The organism is Chryseobacterium ginsengisoli (assembly GCF_039542325.1).
GTDB lineage: Bacteria > Bacteroidota > Bacteroidia > Flavobacteriales > Weeksellaceae > Chryseobacterium > Chryseobacterium ginsengisoli.
Genome location: NZ_BAABHX010000007.1, coordinates 37,681 through 53,295, shown reverse-complemented (window position 1 = coordinate 53,295; position 15,615 = coordinate 37,681). Strand labels below are relative to the sequence as shown.

At 35.8% G+C, this 15,615-nt stretch carries 10 protein-coding genes; 7 read left to right on the top strand and 3 right to left on the bottom strand.

Annotated features, from left to right (window positions below):
- Positions 1–59: 59 nt before the first annotated feature.
- Positions 60–1,592, bottom strand: a complete 1,533-nt coding sequence (locus ABD940_RS18220; protein ID WP_345207137.1) for a G-D-S-L family lipolytic protein — start codon at positions 1,590–1,592, stop codon at positions 60–62.
- A 10-nt stretch (positions 1,593–1,602) separates the two neighbouring features.
- Positions 1,603–2,838 carry an OmpP1/FadL family transporter gene (locus ABD940_RS18215; RefSeq protein ID WP_345207135.1) on the bottom strand — a complete coding sequence of 412 codons (1,236 nt, stop codon included), beginning with the start codon at positions 2,836–2,838 and terminating at the stop codon, positions 1,603–1,605.
- A 272-nt stretch (positions 2,839–3,110) separates the two neighbouring features.
- Between ABD940_RS18215 and ABD940_RS18210 the strand changes: the two genes are divergently transcribed.
- From ABD940_RS18210 to ABD940_RS18190, 5 genes are all read left to right on the top strand, one after another.
- A complete protein-coding gene (locus ABD940_RS18210; RefSeq protein WP_345207133.1) occupies positions 3,111–4,565 on the top strand; it encodes a PSP1 domain-containing protein in 1,455 nt (484 codons plus the stop codon).
- A complete protein-coding gene (locus ABD940_RS18205) occupies positions 4,558–5,022 on the top strand; it encodes a gliding motility lipoprotein GldH (protein ID WP_345207131.1) in 465 nt (154 codons plus the stop codon). The genes ABD940_RS18210 and ABD940_RS18205 overlap by 8 nt, the downstream gene beginning before the upstream one ends.
- A gap of 6 nt (positions 5,023–5,028) precedes the next feature.
- The gene (locus ABD940_RS18200; RefSeq protein WP_345207129.1) at positions 5,029–7,407 is read left to right on the top strand and encodes a transglycosylase domain-containing protein; all 2,379 of its coding nucleotides are present in this window, start codon (positions 5,029–5,031) and stop codon (positions 7,405–7,407) included.
- Positions 7,408–7,482: 75 nt separating this feature from the next.
- Positions 7,483–9,024, top strand: coding sequence for a protein adenylyltransferase SelO (locus ABD940_RS18195; protein WP_345207127.1), 1,542 nt, complete (start codon positions 7,483–7,485; stop codon positions 9,022–9,024).
- Positions 9,025–9,105: 81 nt separating this feature from the next.
- Positions 9,106–10,380 carry a DUF6080 domain-containing protein gene (locus ABD940_RS18190; protein ID WP_345207125.1) on the top strand — a complete coding sequence of 425 codons (1,275 nt, stop codon included), beginning with the start codon at positions 9,106–9,108 and terminating at the stop codon, positions 10,378–10,380.
- A gap of 55 nt (positions 10,381–10,435) precedes the next feature.
- On the opposite strand, the gene ABD940_RS18185 is transcribed toward ABD940_RS18190, so the two are convergent.
- On the bottom strand, positions 10,436–10,975 hold the full coding sequence (locus ABD940_RS18185; protein ID WP_345207123.1) for an SPOR domain-containing protein: 540 nt from the start codon (positions 10,973–10,975) through the stop codon (positions 10,436–10,438).
- Positions 10,976–11,159: 184 nt separating this feature from the next.
- On the opposite strand from ABD940_RS18185, the gene ABD940_RS18180 reads away from it, so the two are divergent.
- Both ABD940_RS18180 and ABD940_RS18175 read left to right on the top strand, forming a co-directional pair.
- Entirely contained in the window at positions 11,160–12,521 is a 1,362-nt protein-coding gene (locus tag ABD940_RS18180) for a c-type cytochrome (protein WP_345207121.1), read from the top strand.
- 22 nt (positions 12,522–12,543) lie between these two features.
- Complete coding sequence (locus ABD940_RS18175) at positions 12,544–15,609, top strand: TAT-variant-translocated molybdopterin oxidoreductase (protein ID WP_345207119.1); 3,066 nt, start codon at positions 12,544–12,546, stop codon at positions 15,607–15,609.
- The last annotated feature ends 6 nt before the right edge of the window (positions 15,610–15,615 follow it).

Genomic DNA, 15,615 nt, shown 5'->3' with positions numbered 1-15,615 from the left:
TTTAAAAAAAAACCACAAGAATTGGTCTTGTGGTTTCTAAGTTTTTATTTTTATAAATATTATGGGAATTTTACGCCTGAATATTTATTAGGATCTACTTGTGGAAGCGTAGATCTGTATTTTTTATTAATTGCTTTAATAAATTCATTGGCAACAATAGCATATCCTCTACCTGTAAGGTGAACTCCATCAAGTGAGAAAGTTCCTCCTGTTACAAATTTTGCAGAATATTTTACTCCATCCCAAGAAATTCCTGATTGAGAATTAAGATCAATCATTTTATTGTTAGCATCTACGAATGCCAACCCATAAGAATCTGCCAATCCTCTGATTGCTGTATTGTAGGCATCAACTGCTGTTTTTACAGCCGCCGCTTCTGTTTTAGATAAAACATGCTGATTTTCCAATGGATAAGAAATTCCGTATACATTAACCGGCGAAGGAGCTCCCGTCACAGTAGTTCCAATGACAGATCTTGAAGTAAGAAGAATATAATCTTCTACTGTAGTTTGTCTTGCCTGTCCGAAAATTTGTCCGAAAGCTGTTGCAGTAGGAACTCCTAATGAAGGAGTAAGAGCAGCAGTAAGTTGCGCAGATAAGTTGGGTAAAGAAGTATCTTTTATTAAAACCGGATTTGAAGATGTAGAAGAAAGTAAATTAATTCTGTCTCCAGCTCCGAAAGCTGTTAAAGCTTGTTTTAATGGCCCATACAAACTTGTATTCAATGTAGTTAGATTTGCACCTAACGCAGTAGGAGTTAATGGATTGTAAGGCACAGTTGTAAAAAACGGAATAGATGTCACATAAGGGATATTTGCAATAACACCTTTTGTAGCACCTCCGGCTTTTAATTTATCCAATCCAGCTTTGATTGCTCCTGCAACCACATTTGGATCAGAGATATCATTAGAACCATATGTTGCAGGATTTATATTTCCTGTCTGGTTTACACCAGCTCCACCACTTGTAGCATAGCTTAAAACATCGTTATTTCCAATCCAATAAGAAAAGAATGTAGGACTTTTTGCTACTGCATCATCTACAACAGATGAAGTATTGCTTGATGAAAATCTCGCATAATAAGGATTTGCTGTTCCCAACAAAATTCCTCCAGGATTTCCATAGTTTGCAGCTACCAAATGAAATGATTTTGCACCCGGAACTCCAAAATTATTCAAAGGTCCCGTAATTTTAGTTAAAACATTTGTAGTAGGAGTTCCTGCAACATTTGCAATATCCGGAGAACCATTTGTAAATGACTTAATATAAAGTTTAGTAGCCTGAATTACGTTTCCTGCCAAAACTAAACCTCCATTATTATCAGCCATTAAAGGCTGTACGAAGTTTCCTCCGCCTGCAAGCTTCATTTGCCCTGCAATAATGTTTGGATAAGATTCATTCTGCCCGTCAATATATAAAGCATTATCTCTATATCCCGATGTCAATGAATTTCCAATGGAAATATAATTGGAAAAATTTGCTTCTCCATTAGTTACAACAATATCCTGTACGTCTTTATCAAAATCATCCTCGCAACTCGTCGTAAAAAGAAGTGCGGAAATAGCGAATGTAGAAATTATAATTTTTTTCATAGTCTTTCAATTAAAAAGGGTTGTAAGATAAACCTAAACCTAAATAGAACGCTGTAGCTTTAGCCTGTCCATAAAAGCCAAGAGCTTTATTGTTAACATTTCTTGCCTGTGGCATTGCATAACCTCCTGCAATGTCAACTCCAAATTGTTTTAGCTTAAATCCAAGCCCGCCTGTTACAACATATGTATTAAACGATGGAGTTTCTGCAATAAAATTATCATCGCCATAAGGAGATTCATCATAATAAGCACCTAAACGTCCGTAGATCATATTAGTGAATGCATATTGAGTTCCTAATCTTACAGTTTTAGAATTTCTAAAGTTTTTAGGTGAAACTGAAACTGTAGGATCTGCTTGATTTCCAACAGGTGCTGTCGCAAAATCCAAAGTCAGTTTGCTGTATCTAGACCATCCATGATAATTAAAATCGGCAGAAACCAACCATTTCGGAGTAATCTTATATGTTAAACCTATTGTATATTCTTCTACCAAAGGTAAAGTTGCAGAGAAACTGTCTGTTCCGGTTGAAGGATCTAATCCTAACAACGGATAAATAGAAGCTGACGGGAATTTAAATGTAGCCGTTCCGTCCTTAGCTTTCATATCCACTGGTGAACGATAGGCAATACTTACATCCAATTTCGGATCAGGTCTCATATAGAAACCAAATCCATATCCGTGTCCGCTTGCTTTGCTATCAAGATTAAGCTGTCCTCCGAATTGAGTAACGGCTTTATCCCAATTTACATTTCCTCTTGCATAGATATAGCTTGCTCCAAAAGCCAACCAATCATTAAATTTATATGAAACCATCGGCTGGAAGTAGAAACTTTTCAGTTCAAGTTTTTGAACCATTTCTTTTCCTTCCCAATCATTTGGCCATTCAATAGTACTACCAAAAGGAGTTGAAAAACTGAAACCAACTGATAATTTTTCCATTGGTCTGTAAGTAATCGCCGCATAAATAGGCGTTCCCATCGGATTATCAGTTTCTGTACTTTGCAAAGTGTTTAAATTCTGAAAAGTAACTTTGTTACTCGCTCCAAATCCTCCTGCAACAATACTTAGTTTCGAAGGAATGAATGACATACCCGCAGGATTGAAGAATGCCACACTCGCATCTTCAGCATGCGCACTGGTATGTGCCATTGCCAATTGCTTTACCCCTTGCAGAGAAACCCTGAAGCCTCCTGCGTAAGATAGAACACCTGCCAATAATGCAGTTGATACTAATATTTTTTTCATAGACTATTATTATATAACCCAAATATAAAATTATTTTAGTTATACCTGTTAATAAATCATAATTTTTTAAACAATATAAACAAAGAAAACTATGTTTGAAATAACAATTTAAATAGAATAGGCTTAAGACAATCATTATTAAACCTTTAATACAACTTAAACTATTAACATAATATTTTGTTTAACATTAAACAATGCTGTTTCTTAATATTTGATTATTTTAGACCTTATAAAGATAAAAATCATAAATTTGCAAATTAAATATATAATATATGAGTTGTGGATGTAAAACATCCGGCGATTCTGCACATTCTTGCGGACCCAAGAAGACCGCGAATGGCTGTGAAAATGTAAATACCTGTGGTAATAGTTATAAATTAAGTGTTTTTGACTGGCTTTCTAACATCAACAATCCCGCACCAAACAGGTGTGATTTTGTGGAAGTTAGATTTAAAAATGACAGAAAATCGTTTTTTAAAAATGTAAATAATATCCCATTACACATAGGTAGTGTAGTAACAGTAGAATCAAGTCCCGGACATGATGTAGGTGTGGTAAGTCTCACCGGAGAACTAGTGAAAATTCAGATGAAGAAGAAAAGAGCTTCTGAAGAAACAGCACTTAAAATATATAGACAGGCCAACCAAAAAGATCTCGAGGTTTGGCAGGAAGTAAGAAAAAAAGAAGAAAATGTAAAGATAGACGCACGAAAAATTGCTCACAGATTAGGTCTTGAAATGAAGATCACAGATGTTGAGTATCAAGGAGATGCATCAAAAGTTACATTTTATTACACCGCTGATAATCGTGTAGATTTCAGAATGTTGATCAAAGAATACGCGGGAGCTTTCAGAACGAAAATCGATATGAAACAGATCGGTTTCAGACAGGAAGCGGCAAAGGTAGGCGGAATCGGATCTTGCGGTAGAGAGCTTTGCTGTTCGACATGGTTAACGGATTTCAGATCTGTAAATACCAATGTTGCAAGATATCAGCAATTGAGTATCAATCCTCAAAAACTGGCTGGACAATGCGGTAAACTTAAATGTTGTCTTAATTATGAATTAGATAGTTACCTTGACGCATTAAGTCACTTCCCTTCTTCTTCCACGACGTTGGATACTGAAAAAGGAAGAGCTTTCTGTATTAAAATCGACGTTTTCAAAAAGAAAATGTGGTTTGCTTATATTGATAATTCTATTGCATGGTATGATTTTGATATTGACCTTGTTAAAAAACTGATTGCTAAAAACAAAAAAGGGGAAAAAATCCTTCCTCTTGAAGATTTGAAGCAACCGGATATTCCTTTGGCAACCATCGACTTGATTCAGGAAAACAGTGTTGACCGATTTGAGAAGAAAAACAGAGGTAATAATAAGAACAGAAGTCAGAACAGACCGAATAATAACAATCAGAACAATCCAAATCAGGGTCAACAAGGTCAAAATAAAAACAATAGACCAAACAACCGTCCTGAAAGACAAGAACGTCATGAGAGAACGGAAAGATCTGAAAGACCTCAAAAACAGGAAAGACAGCCACAAAACCCAAATGTAAATTCTAACAACAACCAACCGAGACAGCAAAAGCCTCAACAGCCGCAGCAACCAAAAGCTCAGTTGGAAAAAGTAGAAGCCGCACCGGGTTCTGATGCTGAAAAAAAACCAAACCCAAACAAAAAGAAATTCAAAAAGAAGTTTCCTCCAAAAAAAGATAACAATGCGTAAAATTTTAGGATTATTGCCTCTTATCCTTTTCTTTAGCTGTAATTCTTCTTCAGAAGGAGAAGTTATTATGAATTCCATTGATAATAAATGGAATAAGAAAAGTGAACAAAAATTTAATCTTGAAATTTCGGATCCGCAAAATCCTAAAAATATTATATTTGTTGTAAGAAATAACAATGATTATCCTTATAGTAATGTAAGATTCATTGTTAATTTCACCGACATTCAAAGTAAGAAAAAGCAAACCGATACATTGAATTATGTATTGGCTAAACCGAACGGAGAATGGCTTGGTACAGGATTTGGTGACACGAAGGAAACTTTATTTCAGTACAAACTGAACTACAAATTTCCGGCAAAAGGGAAGTATGAAATCGGCTTAACTCAGGCTATGAGAAACGACGTCCTTCCGGGAATTGAAGACATTGGAGTAAAAATAGAAACGGCTAAACCGTAATCATAAATGGAAGTAAACAAACAAAACACAGGAAATAAAGGGAAAACCTTCCCGCTTCCTCCCAAAAAGAAAAATACCGCTTGGAAAAGGTGGGTAAAATTTATCTGGATCGGATTCTTTGCTTTAGTTTTAGGAATTTCAGGAGTTTTCTTTGCAGTTTCTCAAGGTTTTATTGGAGAAATGCCCGATGTAAAAGAACTTGAAAATCCGGACATTTATGTTGCCTCTCAGATCTACTCTTCAGACGGAGTTTTATTGGGCAAGTTTGAGAAAGAAAAGACGCAACCTATTATTTATAAAGATCTTCCTCCTTATTTAATTTATGCTTTACAGGCTAAAGAAGATGAGCGTTTCAAAGAACATTCAGGAATCGATTTGCAATCAGTTGCAAGAGCAATCGTTTATGGTGGTGGTCGAGGTGGCGGTTCTACAATCACCCAACAGTTGGCAAAACTACTTTTCACGGGAAATGCATCTCAAAACAGAGTCGAAAGAGCTTTCCAAAAGTTAAAAGAATGGGTCGTTGCTGTAAGTCTTGAAAAAAGATATACGAAAGAAGAAATCATCACTTTATATTTCAATAAATTTGATTTCCTATTCAATGCAAACGGAATTGAAATGGCTTCTAAAGTTTATTTCAATAAAAAAACATCCGAACTTACATTACCTGAAGCTGCAACATTTGTGGCAATGCTTGAAAATCCAAGAAAAAACAATCCTTACAGAAATCCTGAAAAAGCGAAAATAAGAAGAGATGTTGTTTTGGATCAAATGCTGAAAACAGGATATATTGATCAGGCAACTTTCGACAAAGCTGCTGCAACTCCTATTACTGTTGATTTTCATCCGATTAGTAATATTACAGAAGGCTACTCGTCTTATTATAAGTTTTATTTAAGAAAAGAAATCGATAAATATCTTGACGATTACGAAAAGGAAACAGGAAAAAAATTAAACCTTTACAAAGACGGTTTAAAAATATATGTTACGCTTGATTCTAAAATGCAAAAATATGCAGAAGAATCAATCAGAGAACACTTAACAGATCTTCAGAAAAGATTTGATGCAGAGCAAAGAGGCAGAAAAAACTGGCCTTTTTATTTCCTAAACGACAAACAGGTCAATGACCTTATGCTTCAGGCAATGAGAAGAACAGGACGTTACAAACTTTTGAAAGCTGATAACATGCCTGAAGATTCTATCATGATGGAATTCAAAAAGCCAATCAAAATGTCTCGTTTTACCTGGGCTGGAGAGGAAGAAGTGGAAATGTCACCTTGGGATTCTATCAGATGGCACAAAAAAGTTGCTCAGGCAGGTTTGATGTCTGTAGTTCCGGGATCGGGAGAAATCAAAGCTTGGGTTGGAGGTATCGATTGGCAGCATTTCCAATATGATCACATTAAACAAGGTAAAAGACAGGTTGGATCAACATTTAAACCTTTCGTATACGCAACAGCAATCATGAAACTAGGTATGACTCCTTGTTCTGTGGTTTCAAACGCAAGTTTCAATAAAGGAACTTATCATGTTCCGGGAAGAGGCGGAATGCTTACATTGAAAGATGCTTTGGCACACTCTCAAAACCCGGTAGCATTACGTCTTGCCGAAATGACAGGAACTCAAAGTGTAATCCAAACTGCGAGAGATCTTGGAGTGACGGAAGATATTTCTACAAGTTTACCGATGGCTTTAGGAGCATCAGATATTACCATTTACGAAATGGTAGGAGCTTACAGTACTTTTGCTAATTATGGTAACTACAATAAACCGGAAATGATCTGGAGAATTGAAGATGCAAATAGCCGAGTAATTAAGGAAGTAAATGTAGAGCCGAAAGAAGTAATGAACCCAATGTATGCTTATACCATGATTGAATTAATGAAAGGTGTAGCACAATTTGGAACTGCTTCAGGAGAATTAGGAAGAAAAGGAATTTCAAAAGATATCGAAATTGCAGGTAAAACAGGAACAACTCAGAATAACTCTGATGGTTGGTTTATGGGAATCGTTCCAAAACTGGCAACCGGGGCTTGGGTTGGATGGGAAGACAGAGCAACCCACTTCTACGGAACAGGAGAAGGTCAGGGTGCTAAAATGGCTTTACCAATCTGGGCAATTTTCATGAAGAAAGTTTGGGCAGATAAAAGCCTGAAGATTTCTCCGGATGATAAATTTGTGAAACCTTCAGAATGGAAAGACGGCTGTTCAAACCTTAAAGGACTTGGTTCAGGATATGGAGATGATGGAGGATTACAAACAATTGATGAAATTAAAAATCCTCAGTCTGTAGAATCAAACGGACCTAAAAATTCAGGTAAAAAAGAAGAAAATGTGAATGAGAACCTGAATACAGGTGACGACATAGACTTCAATAATAAATAATTTCTCTTTTAGAAATATACAAGACCTTTCAATCATTTGGAAGGTCTTTTCTTTTATAATTAATACCTTTGGAGTATGAATATTGAAAACATCAACCAACCCTTTATAAAAATATTTCCCGGAGATTTTTCAGGCAACACTATGCAGAGAAATACTCCCAAAGTTTTGTTTTCCACAGTCGAGCCTGTTGGTTTTAATCATCCGAGACTAATTGCTTTTAATGAAAAACTTTCAGAAGAAATCGGACTAGGAAAATTCGAAGAAAAAGACCTCAGTTTTTTAGTCGGAAACAATCTTCCTGAAAATATAAAAACATATTCCACCGCTTATGCAGGACACCAATTTGGAAATTGGGCGGGACAGTTGGGTGACGGAAGAGCAATTCTCGCTGGAGAAATCACTAACAGTTTGAGAGAAAAAAAAGAAATTCAATGGAAAGGAGCCGGAGCAACGCCTTATTCCAGACATGCAGATGGAAGAGCCGTTTTGAGATCGTCTGTTCGTGAGTATCTCATGAGCGAAGCAATGTTTCATTTGGGAGTTCCTACAACCCGTGCTTTAAGCTTAGCTTTCACAGGAGAAGATGTTGTAAGAGATATGATGTATAGCGGAAATCCACAAGATGAAAAAGGTGCAGTTGTTGTAAGAACTGCAGAGAGCTTTCTTCGTTTTGGGCATTTTGAATTGATGTCGGCTCAACAGGAACACAACACTTTGCAACAACTTGTTGACTTTACCATTGAAAATTATTTTAAAGAAATTACTTCGGAAGGCGTTCAAAAATATAAAGATTTCTTCGAAAATGTTGGCAGAAGAACAGCCGATCTGATGGTTGAATGGTATCGAGTGGGATTTGTTCATGGCGTAATGAATACAGACAACATGTCAATTTTAGGTTTGACAGTCGATTACGGACCTTATTCTATGATGGACGAATATGATCTGAATTTCACACCAAACACCACCGATCTTCCCGGAAGAAGATACGCTTTCGGAAAGCAGGGACAAATTTCACAATGGAATCTTTGGCAGTTGGCAAACGCTCTTCATCCTTTGATTAAAGATGAAAAATTCCTGGAAGAGATTTTGAATGATTATGGAAGTTATTTCTGGGAATCTCATGATAGGATGCTGTGCAAAAAATTTGGTTTTGATCAATTATTAACAAGTGACGAAAAGTTTTTCACCAATTGGCAAAGTTTGATGCAGGATCTTCAGCTTGACTACACTCTATTTTTTAATGAACTTGAAAAATATGATGATCAAAAAGATCTAAGACTTCAATTTGAAAATGTTTCTTATACTTTTTTAAATGATGAAAAGATTTTGAAGCTGGAAGATTTTATTAAAACTTACCAATCAAGATTGGAGAAAAATATCATTTCAAGAGAAAAATCTTTAGAAATTATGCATAAAACAAATCCTAAATTTATTTTAAGAAATTATCTTTTGTATCAGTGCATCGAAGAAATCAATGAAGGAAAAAATGATATGTTGAATAAATTATCTCATGCTTTAGAAAATCCGTACCATACAATTTACCCTGAATTTTCAGCAAAAAGACCTTCAGATTACGACGATATTTCAGGATGTTCAACACTTTCCTGCAGTTCTTAGGTTTAAAATCATAAAAATCAATACACAAACTCATCAAATTTGGTGAGTTTTTTATTTTACTTTTGCAGAAAGTTTTTGCAGGTGTCAAAATTCAAAACAAAATTCATCGATTTTTTTAAATTACTTTTTCCGTCAACAGGAATTGAGTTACTCGTTTTTCTTTTCTTTTTGGTCATTTACGGATATCTGGGTTCCTACATCGCGATCCATCATAAAATCATTTTTGATGCAAGAATTCCCTGGGATGCCTATTTTAGTTTTGATAATAAATCGATCGTAATGACCGGCGGAAGTTTCGAAAGACACCCTCTATCCTATTATTTTTTCAACTGGATCCGCGAATTGGCTTTACTTTTTTCAGACGGAAAAATGGATGGAAATTTCCGTTTTGCCTTGGCTTGGTTTAGTAATCTTGCTGTAAGTTTAAGCGTTCTTCAGGTTTTTAAATATCTGAAAAATATTATTGGACTTCCTTTAATTCTTAGTCTTTTATTGATTCTGTTTTTCGGATCTTTTTCAACGACAATTTTACTCTCTTTTACTCCGGAGAACTTTACATACACGTTGTTTTTATTGACTTTCTTTAATCATTATTCAGCTATAAAACTAAAAAAAGAAGAGAAAATTCCGACTTTGGCATTGGCTTTATCAGGAATTACAATTGGAGGTTTGACGGTAACAAATATTATTAAAGTTTTTATTCCTGTTGCTTTCGAAAAAGGACTTTTTAAAAGTTGGAAAAAATTTGAAAATGCGGTTTTCAGAGGAATTTTTACTTGCATTTGCTTTATTTTATTATACTTGAACCGAATTGATTTTAAATATCAAAACATTTTCAGCAAAACCAACGAGCAGTACGAAAAATTCTCGAATGTGAAATCAACGCCAACTTGGGACATGATTCTCTCCTACTTTTTCGGAGGAAATATGTTGTTTTCAAACTTCATTCTTCGCGATAAAAACAACATGAAAGGCTATGAATATAAAGGCATTGTAATGGACGTTTATTCGTCATGGGTTCCATACTATTTCATCGCTGTTTTATTGGCATTAATTTTTTGGAGTTATCTTAAAAATTTTAAAAATAAATTAGTTCAGGTTTTGATGATTTCATTCCTGTTTGACATTGGAATTCATTGCATTATGAGATTCGGACTTCATACTTCTTACATTTATGGAGGGCACTTTGCTTTCGTTTATCCTTTACTTTTGGGGTGGTTGTTTTACTCGTACAAAGAGTCTCCGAAAATGCTATCATTTCTTGCTGTAATTTTCTGTATTTTATTCTCTTATTTGCTCACAAATAATTACTTGAGAATGAATGAATTTTTCTGGTTTTTGAATCAATATTATTAAAAACAAAAAGCTGAGAAAGTTTCTCAGCTTTATAAATTTTATGTTAAATTAAATACTACTTCGCTTCAGCACAGAAAATCCTGTATTGTACCGCAATTGCCGATTTAAAATATTCTTTTACTCTCGAAAGATCAGCCGCAGCACTTTGCTTTGTGAAGTAACTTCCCGCCAAGATTTTATAGTTTGGTCTTAGCGAAGCATCCGTTTCCACTTTAAGATTTGGGAATCTTTTTCTGAAATATGATTTCACTTCGTTTGCTTCATCATTACTTTTCACTGTCGTGATCTGAATTTTGTATCCTAAAATTCTAGGATTCTTTCTACAGATTTCCGCATTCGTCAATTCCCTGCTTGGAACATAAATCTTTGTAGGTTTTGAAGAAGTGTAATCATCGTCATCATCTCTGGAAGTCGTTGTTACAGCCACTTTGGAGCACTTATCTTCAATGCTTTCCAAAGCTGTATTTACCTTAGAATCCATCGTAATGGTAAGTTCGGTTCCAGCCAAAGTATCTTTTTTTACAACCTGCTGTGCATCAATACCATAAAATGATAACAAAGATAATATCGAAAATATTTTAATCAGATTTTTCATTTAAACTTGTTTGCGCAAATTTATACAAATTAAAAAATTATACCAAACACAGTTATTTAGAATAATTACAAATTAAACGTAAATGACATTTTCCCCTTTCCATATGCCGTTAAATTCCTGTTAAAAATATTATTTTTGCGGGATTGATTGAATGTTCAATATTTACTAACATAAGATAATTTAAATGATTAGTTGGAGAAAGCATTATAGACAAACGTTGATCGCAATAGGCTTATTGCTATCAACCAGTGCTTCAATTTACGGGCAAGACGGCGATCCGAAGAATGGTGAGAAACTTTTCAAAGCGAATTGTACTGCATGTCACGCACTAGACAAACAAGTTGTAGGACCACCTTTGAAGGGGATTGTTGCTAAAGTTAAAGAAGAAGCGGGCGTAGGTCCGGATTGGCTTCACAAGTGGATCAAAAACAACAAGGAGCTGAGAGCTTCCGGAGACAAGTACGCAAACGAAATTTTCGAAAAATTCAACAAGACTGAGATGCAGCTCTTTCCAAATCTTACAGATAAGGATATTGATGACATCTTAGCTTTTACAACTAATCCGCCGGCTCCGGAGCCTGCTGCAGACCCTAAAAAAGATGCAACAACAACGGATGCAGCTGCAGCACCGGCAAACAATACGACTACAAGCGTAGTTATTATTTCACTTTTAGCAATTGCTGCTTTATTGGTTTGGATCTTAATTAAACTAAGACAATTAGTAAAATTAGGTCAGTCTGAAGACTTAGCTGGACTTAATGAAACAAGAGTAAAATCTTTCAGCGAAATCTATGAAAAATACCATTATGTAGGTAAAGGATTGATCGCAATTCTTGCGCTTTTGGCAACTTACGGAATTTGGAACTGGATCATGTGGATCGGGGTTTACAAAGGATACAAGCCAGAACAGCCTATTTATTTCTCACACAAAATTCACGCTGGAGAACAGAAGATTGACTGTCAACTTTGTCACTCAAGTGCTAAATACGGTAAAGTATCTGAAATTCCATCAATGAACGTTTGTATGAACTGTCACAGAACTATTTCTGAGTACGGTGCAAATGATTACATGGAGCCAGGAAAAGACAAAGCATTCTATGACGGAGAAATCCAGAAAATATATGCCGCTACAGGTTGGGATCCTGCGAAACAACAGTACACAGGAAAAACCCAGCCAGTTGAATGGACAAGAATCCACAACATGCCGGACTTCGTATACTTCAACCACTCTCAGCACGTTGTAGCAGGTGAACAAGCAATTATTAATTCTTTCAACAAAAAGAATCCTAACAACAAAATTGATGTTGTATGTAAAGCTTGTCACGGAAAAATTGACACAATGAATGTTGTTCAGATGGCTAATGACTTCACAATGGGATGGTGTATCGAGTGTCACAGAACTACAGAAGTCGACATGAACAACGGTTATAATAAAGAATACTTCAAAAATCTACACGAAAAGTTGAAAAAACAATACCCTAAAGATGGTGGTAAGATTACTGTAGATGCGATTGGAGGTCTTGAGTGTGGTAAATGTCATTATTAATAACTAAAAATTAGAAGTATAAATGGCTTCAAACAAAATACAATTTAGAAGTATTCACGAACTTAAAGACCCGGCTTTAAATAATAAGCTGGCTCAGAAAGAGTTCCAGGAAGAAATTCCGGTAGAAGATTTTCTTGCAGATGCAGAAGAGAACGGTTCCGGAACTTCAAGAAGAGATTTCTTAAAATTATTAGGTTTCTCTACTGCAGCAGTAACATTAGCTGCTTGTGAAGCTCCGGTAATTAAAACGATTCCTTATGTGGTAAAACCGCATGATATCATTCCGGGGGTTCCAAACTATTACGCTTCAACATATTTCGATGGATTTGACTTTGCTAGTGTTTTAGTAAAAACCCGTGAAGGTAGACCAATCAAAATAGATCCAAACCCAGCTGCTGGTGATTTAGGTAAAACTAACGCAAGAGCTCAGGCAAGTGTACTTTCTCTTTATGATAATGATAAAGTAAAACAGCCTAAATTTGAAGGTAAAGACGAAACTTTCGATAAAGTAGACGGCTATATTATCAAAGGATTGGAAGAAGCTAAAGCTTCAGGTAAAAAAATCGTGTTATTATCACATTCTTTTGCTTCACCTACTTTCAAAAAATTATTCGCTGAATTTAAAGAGAAATATCCTACAGCTGAACTAGTAACTTATGATGCTTTCCCTTATGCTGCAGCATTAGATGCAGCTCAGGAAGTTTTCGGACAAAGAGCATTACCGGTTTACGACCTTAAAGGAACTGAATTGGTGGTAGGTTTCCACGCTGATTTCTTAGGAGATTACAATGCAGGAAGTTTAGAAACGTCTTATGCAGCAGCAAGAAAACCGGGAGCAAGTATGTTGAGACACGTACAAGTGGAATCAAACATGTCTATCACTGGTGCTAATGCTGACGAAAGAATCAGATTAAAACCAAGTGCTGTAAACAAAACTTTAGTTGAAGTTTATAATGCAATTGTAGGAGGTGGTACTTCTGATAAGACTGCTTCTGAATTGGCTAAAGAATTATTAGCAAAAGGTAGCAAGGCTATTGTTTTCGCTGACGGTTCTAAAGGCGCTCAGGTTTTAGCTCATTTAATTAACCAAAAATTAGGATCAGTTGCTTTCACTGGTAAAGCTAACTTCCTAAAAGATTTCGATAAAGCAAAATTCGAGGAATTCCTTGGATGGGTAAATGCAGGTCAGGTTGGTGTTCTAATTGCAAACAATGTAGATCCTATTTACTCTTACCACAAAGGACAAGATTTCAAAAAATCTTTAACTAAAGTTCCTTATGTAATTGCTGTTGCTGATAAGAAAAATGAAATGTACAAAGCAGCTAAAGCTGTAATTCCTGTAGCTAACTGGCTAGAATCTTGGGGAGATATTGAGCCTCAGACAGGAGTATATTCATTAATGCAGCCTACAATTCAGAAGATCTACAAATCAAGACAGATCGAAGAATCTCTATTGGTTTGGAAGAATGGTAAGAATAACGCTGCTAATAATTATTATGATTATTTAAAAGGTAGTGCAACTTCAATTTTAGGGGCAACTTCTTTCAACAAAGCTTTATATAACGGTATCAATGTTTCTAATAATGCTACGACATTGTCTTACGCAGGTGGAAACGGTGCTCAAGCTGTTGCTGAATTAGGAAACTTCAAACCTTCTGATCTAGAATTGGTATTATATACTAAGACTTCAATGGGAGACGGTACTCAGGCAAACAACCCTTGGTTGCAGGAATTACCAGATCCATTAACAAGAATGTCTTGGGATAACTACTTGACAATTTCTCCGAAAGATGCAGAAAAATTTGAAATAGATAACGATCTTAATGCAAGAATGCAGTTGGATGGTTCTATTGTAAACCTTACTGTAAATGGAGTAAAAATAGAAAATGTTCCTGTATTCGTACAACCGGGACAAGCTGACGGATCTGTAGGTCTTGCACTTGGTTATGGTAAAAAAGATTCAGGAGCAACAGCTGATACAGGTGTAAATGCTTATCCTTTATTCGATGGTTCTAACTTAGTTGTTTCTAATGTTAAAATCGAAAAAACAGGAGAAGATCACGAATTTGCAGGTATTCAGCTTCAAAATACATTAATGGGACGTTACGAAATCGCTAAAGAAGTTCCTTTGGCTGAATTCTTAAACGTAGCATTTGACGACGAACATAAAGGATGGAATAAGCCTTTGGAATATCACACGATTAGTGGAGCCCTTCCTGCCAGAAAGATTGACCTTTGGGATGCTTTCGATGATACGGATGGACCTCACTTCAATTTATCAATCGACTTGAACTCTTGTACTGGTTGTGGAGCATGTATCATTGCTTGTCAGGCAGAAAACAACGTTCCTGTTGTAGGTAAAGAAGAAATCAGAATGTCTAGAGATATGTATTGGTTAAGAATTGACCGTTACTATTCTTCAAGACAAAAAGTGGAAGTATATGAAGGATTAAAAGAAGGAATGGCTGTACCAGAATTATATGGTACTGCATTCGGAGACGGAGGTGCATTGAACCACCCGGCTGATAATCCAGATGTGATCTTCCAACCGGTAATGTGTCAGCACTGTAACCACGCTCCTTGTGAAACTGTATGTCCGGTTGCGGCTACTTCACACGGTAAGCAAGGTCAAAACCACATGGCTTACAACAGATGTATCGGTACTAGATATTGTGCAAACAACTGTCCTTACAAAGTAAGACGTTTCAACTGGTTTACTTATAACCTAAACGACAAGTTCGATTTCAACATGAATAACGACCTTGGAAGAATGGTTCTAAACCCAGACGTAGTTGTAAGAACGAGAGGGGTAATGGAGAAATGTTCAATGTGTATCCAGGAAACTCAAGCTACAATCTTAGCTGCTAAGAGAGAAAACAGAAAAGTAACTGACAACGAATTCAAAAATTCTTGTGCTTGTGCTGCTGCTTGTTCTACTGGAGCAATGACGTTTGGAGACATGAATGACAAAGAATCTGAAGTGAGAGAATTATATTCTAGCAACAGAAGATATTATTTACTGGAAGAGATCGGAACAAAACCAAACGTGTTCTATCATACTAAAGTAAGAAACAGAGTAGAAAAATAAAGTTTA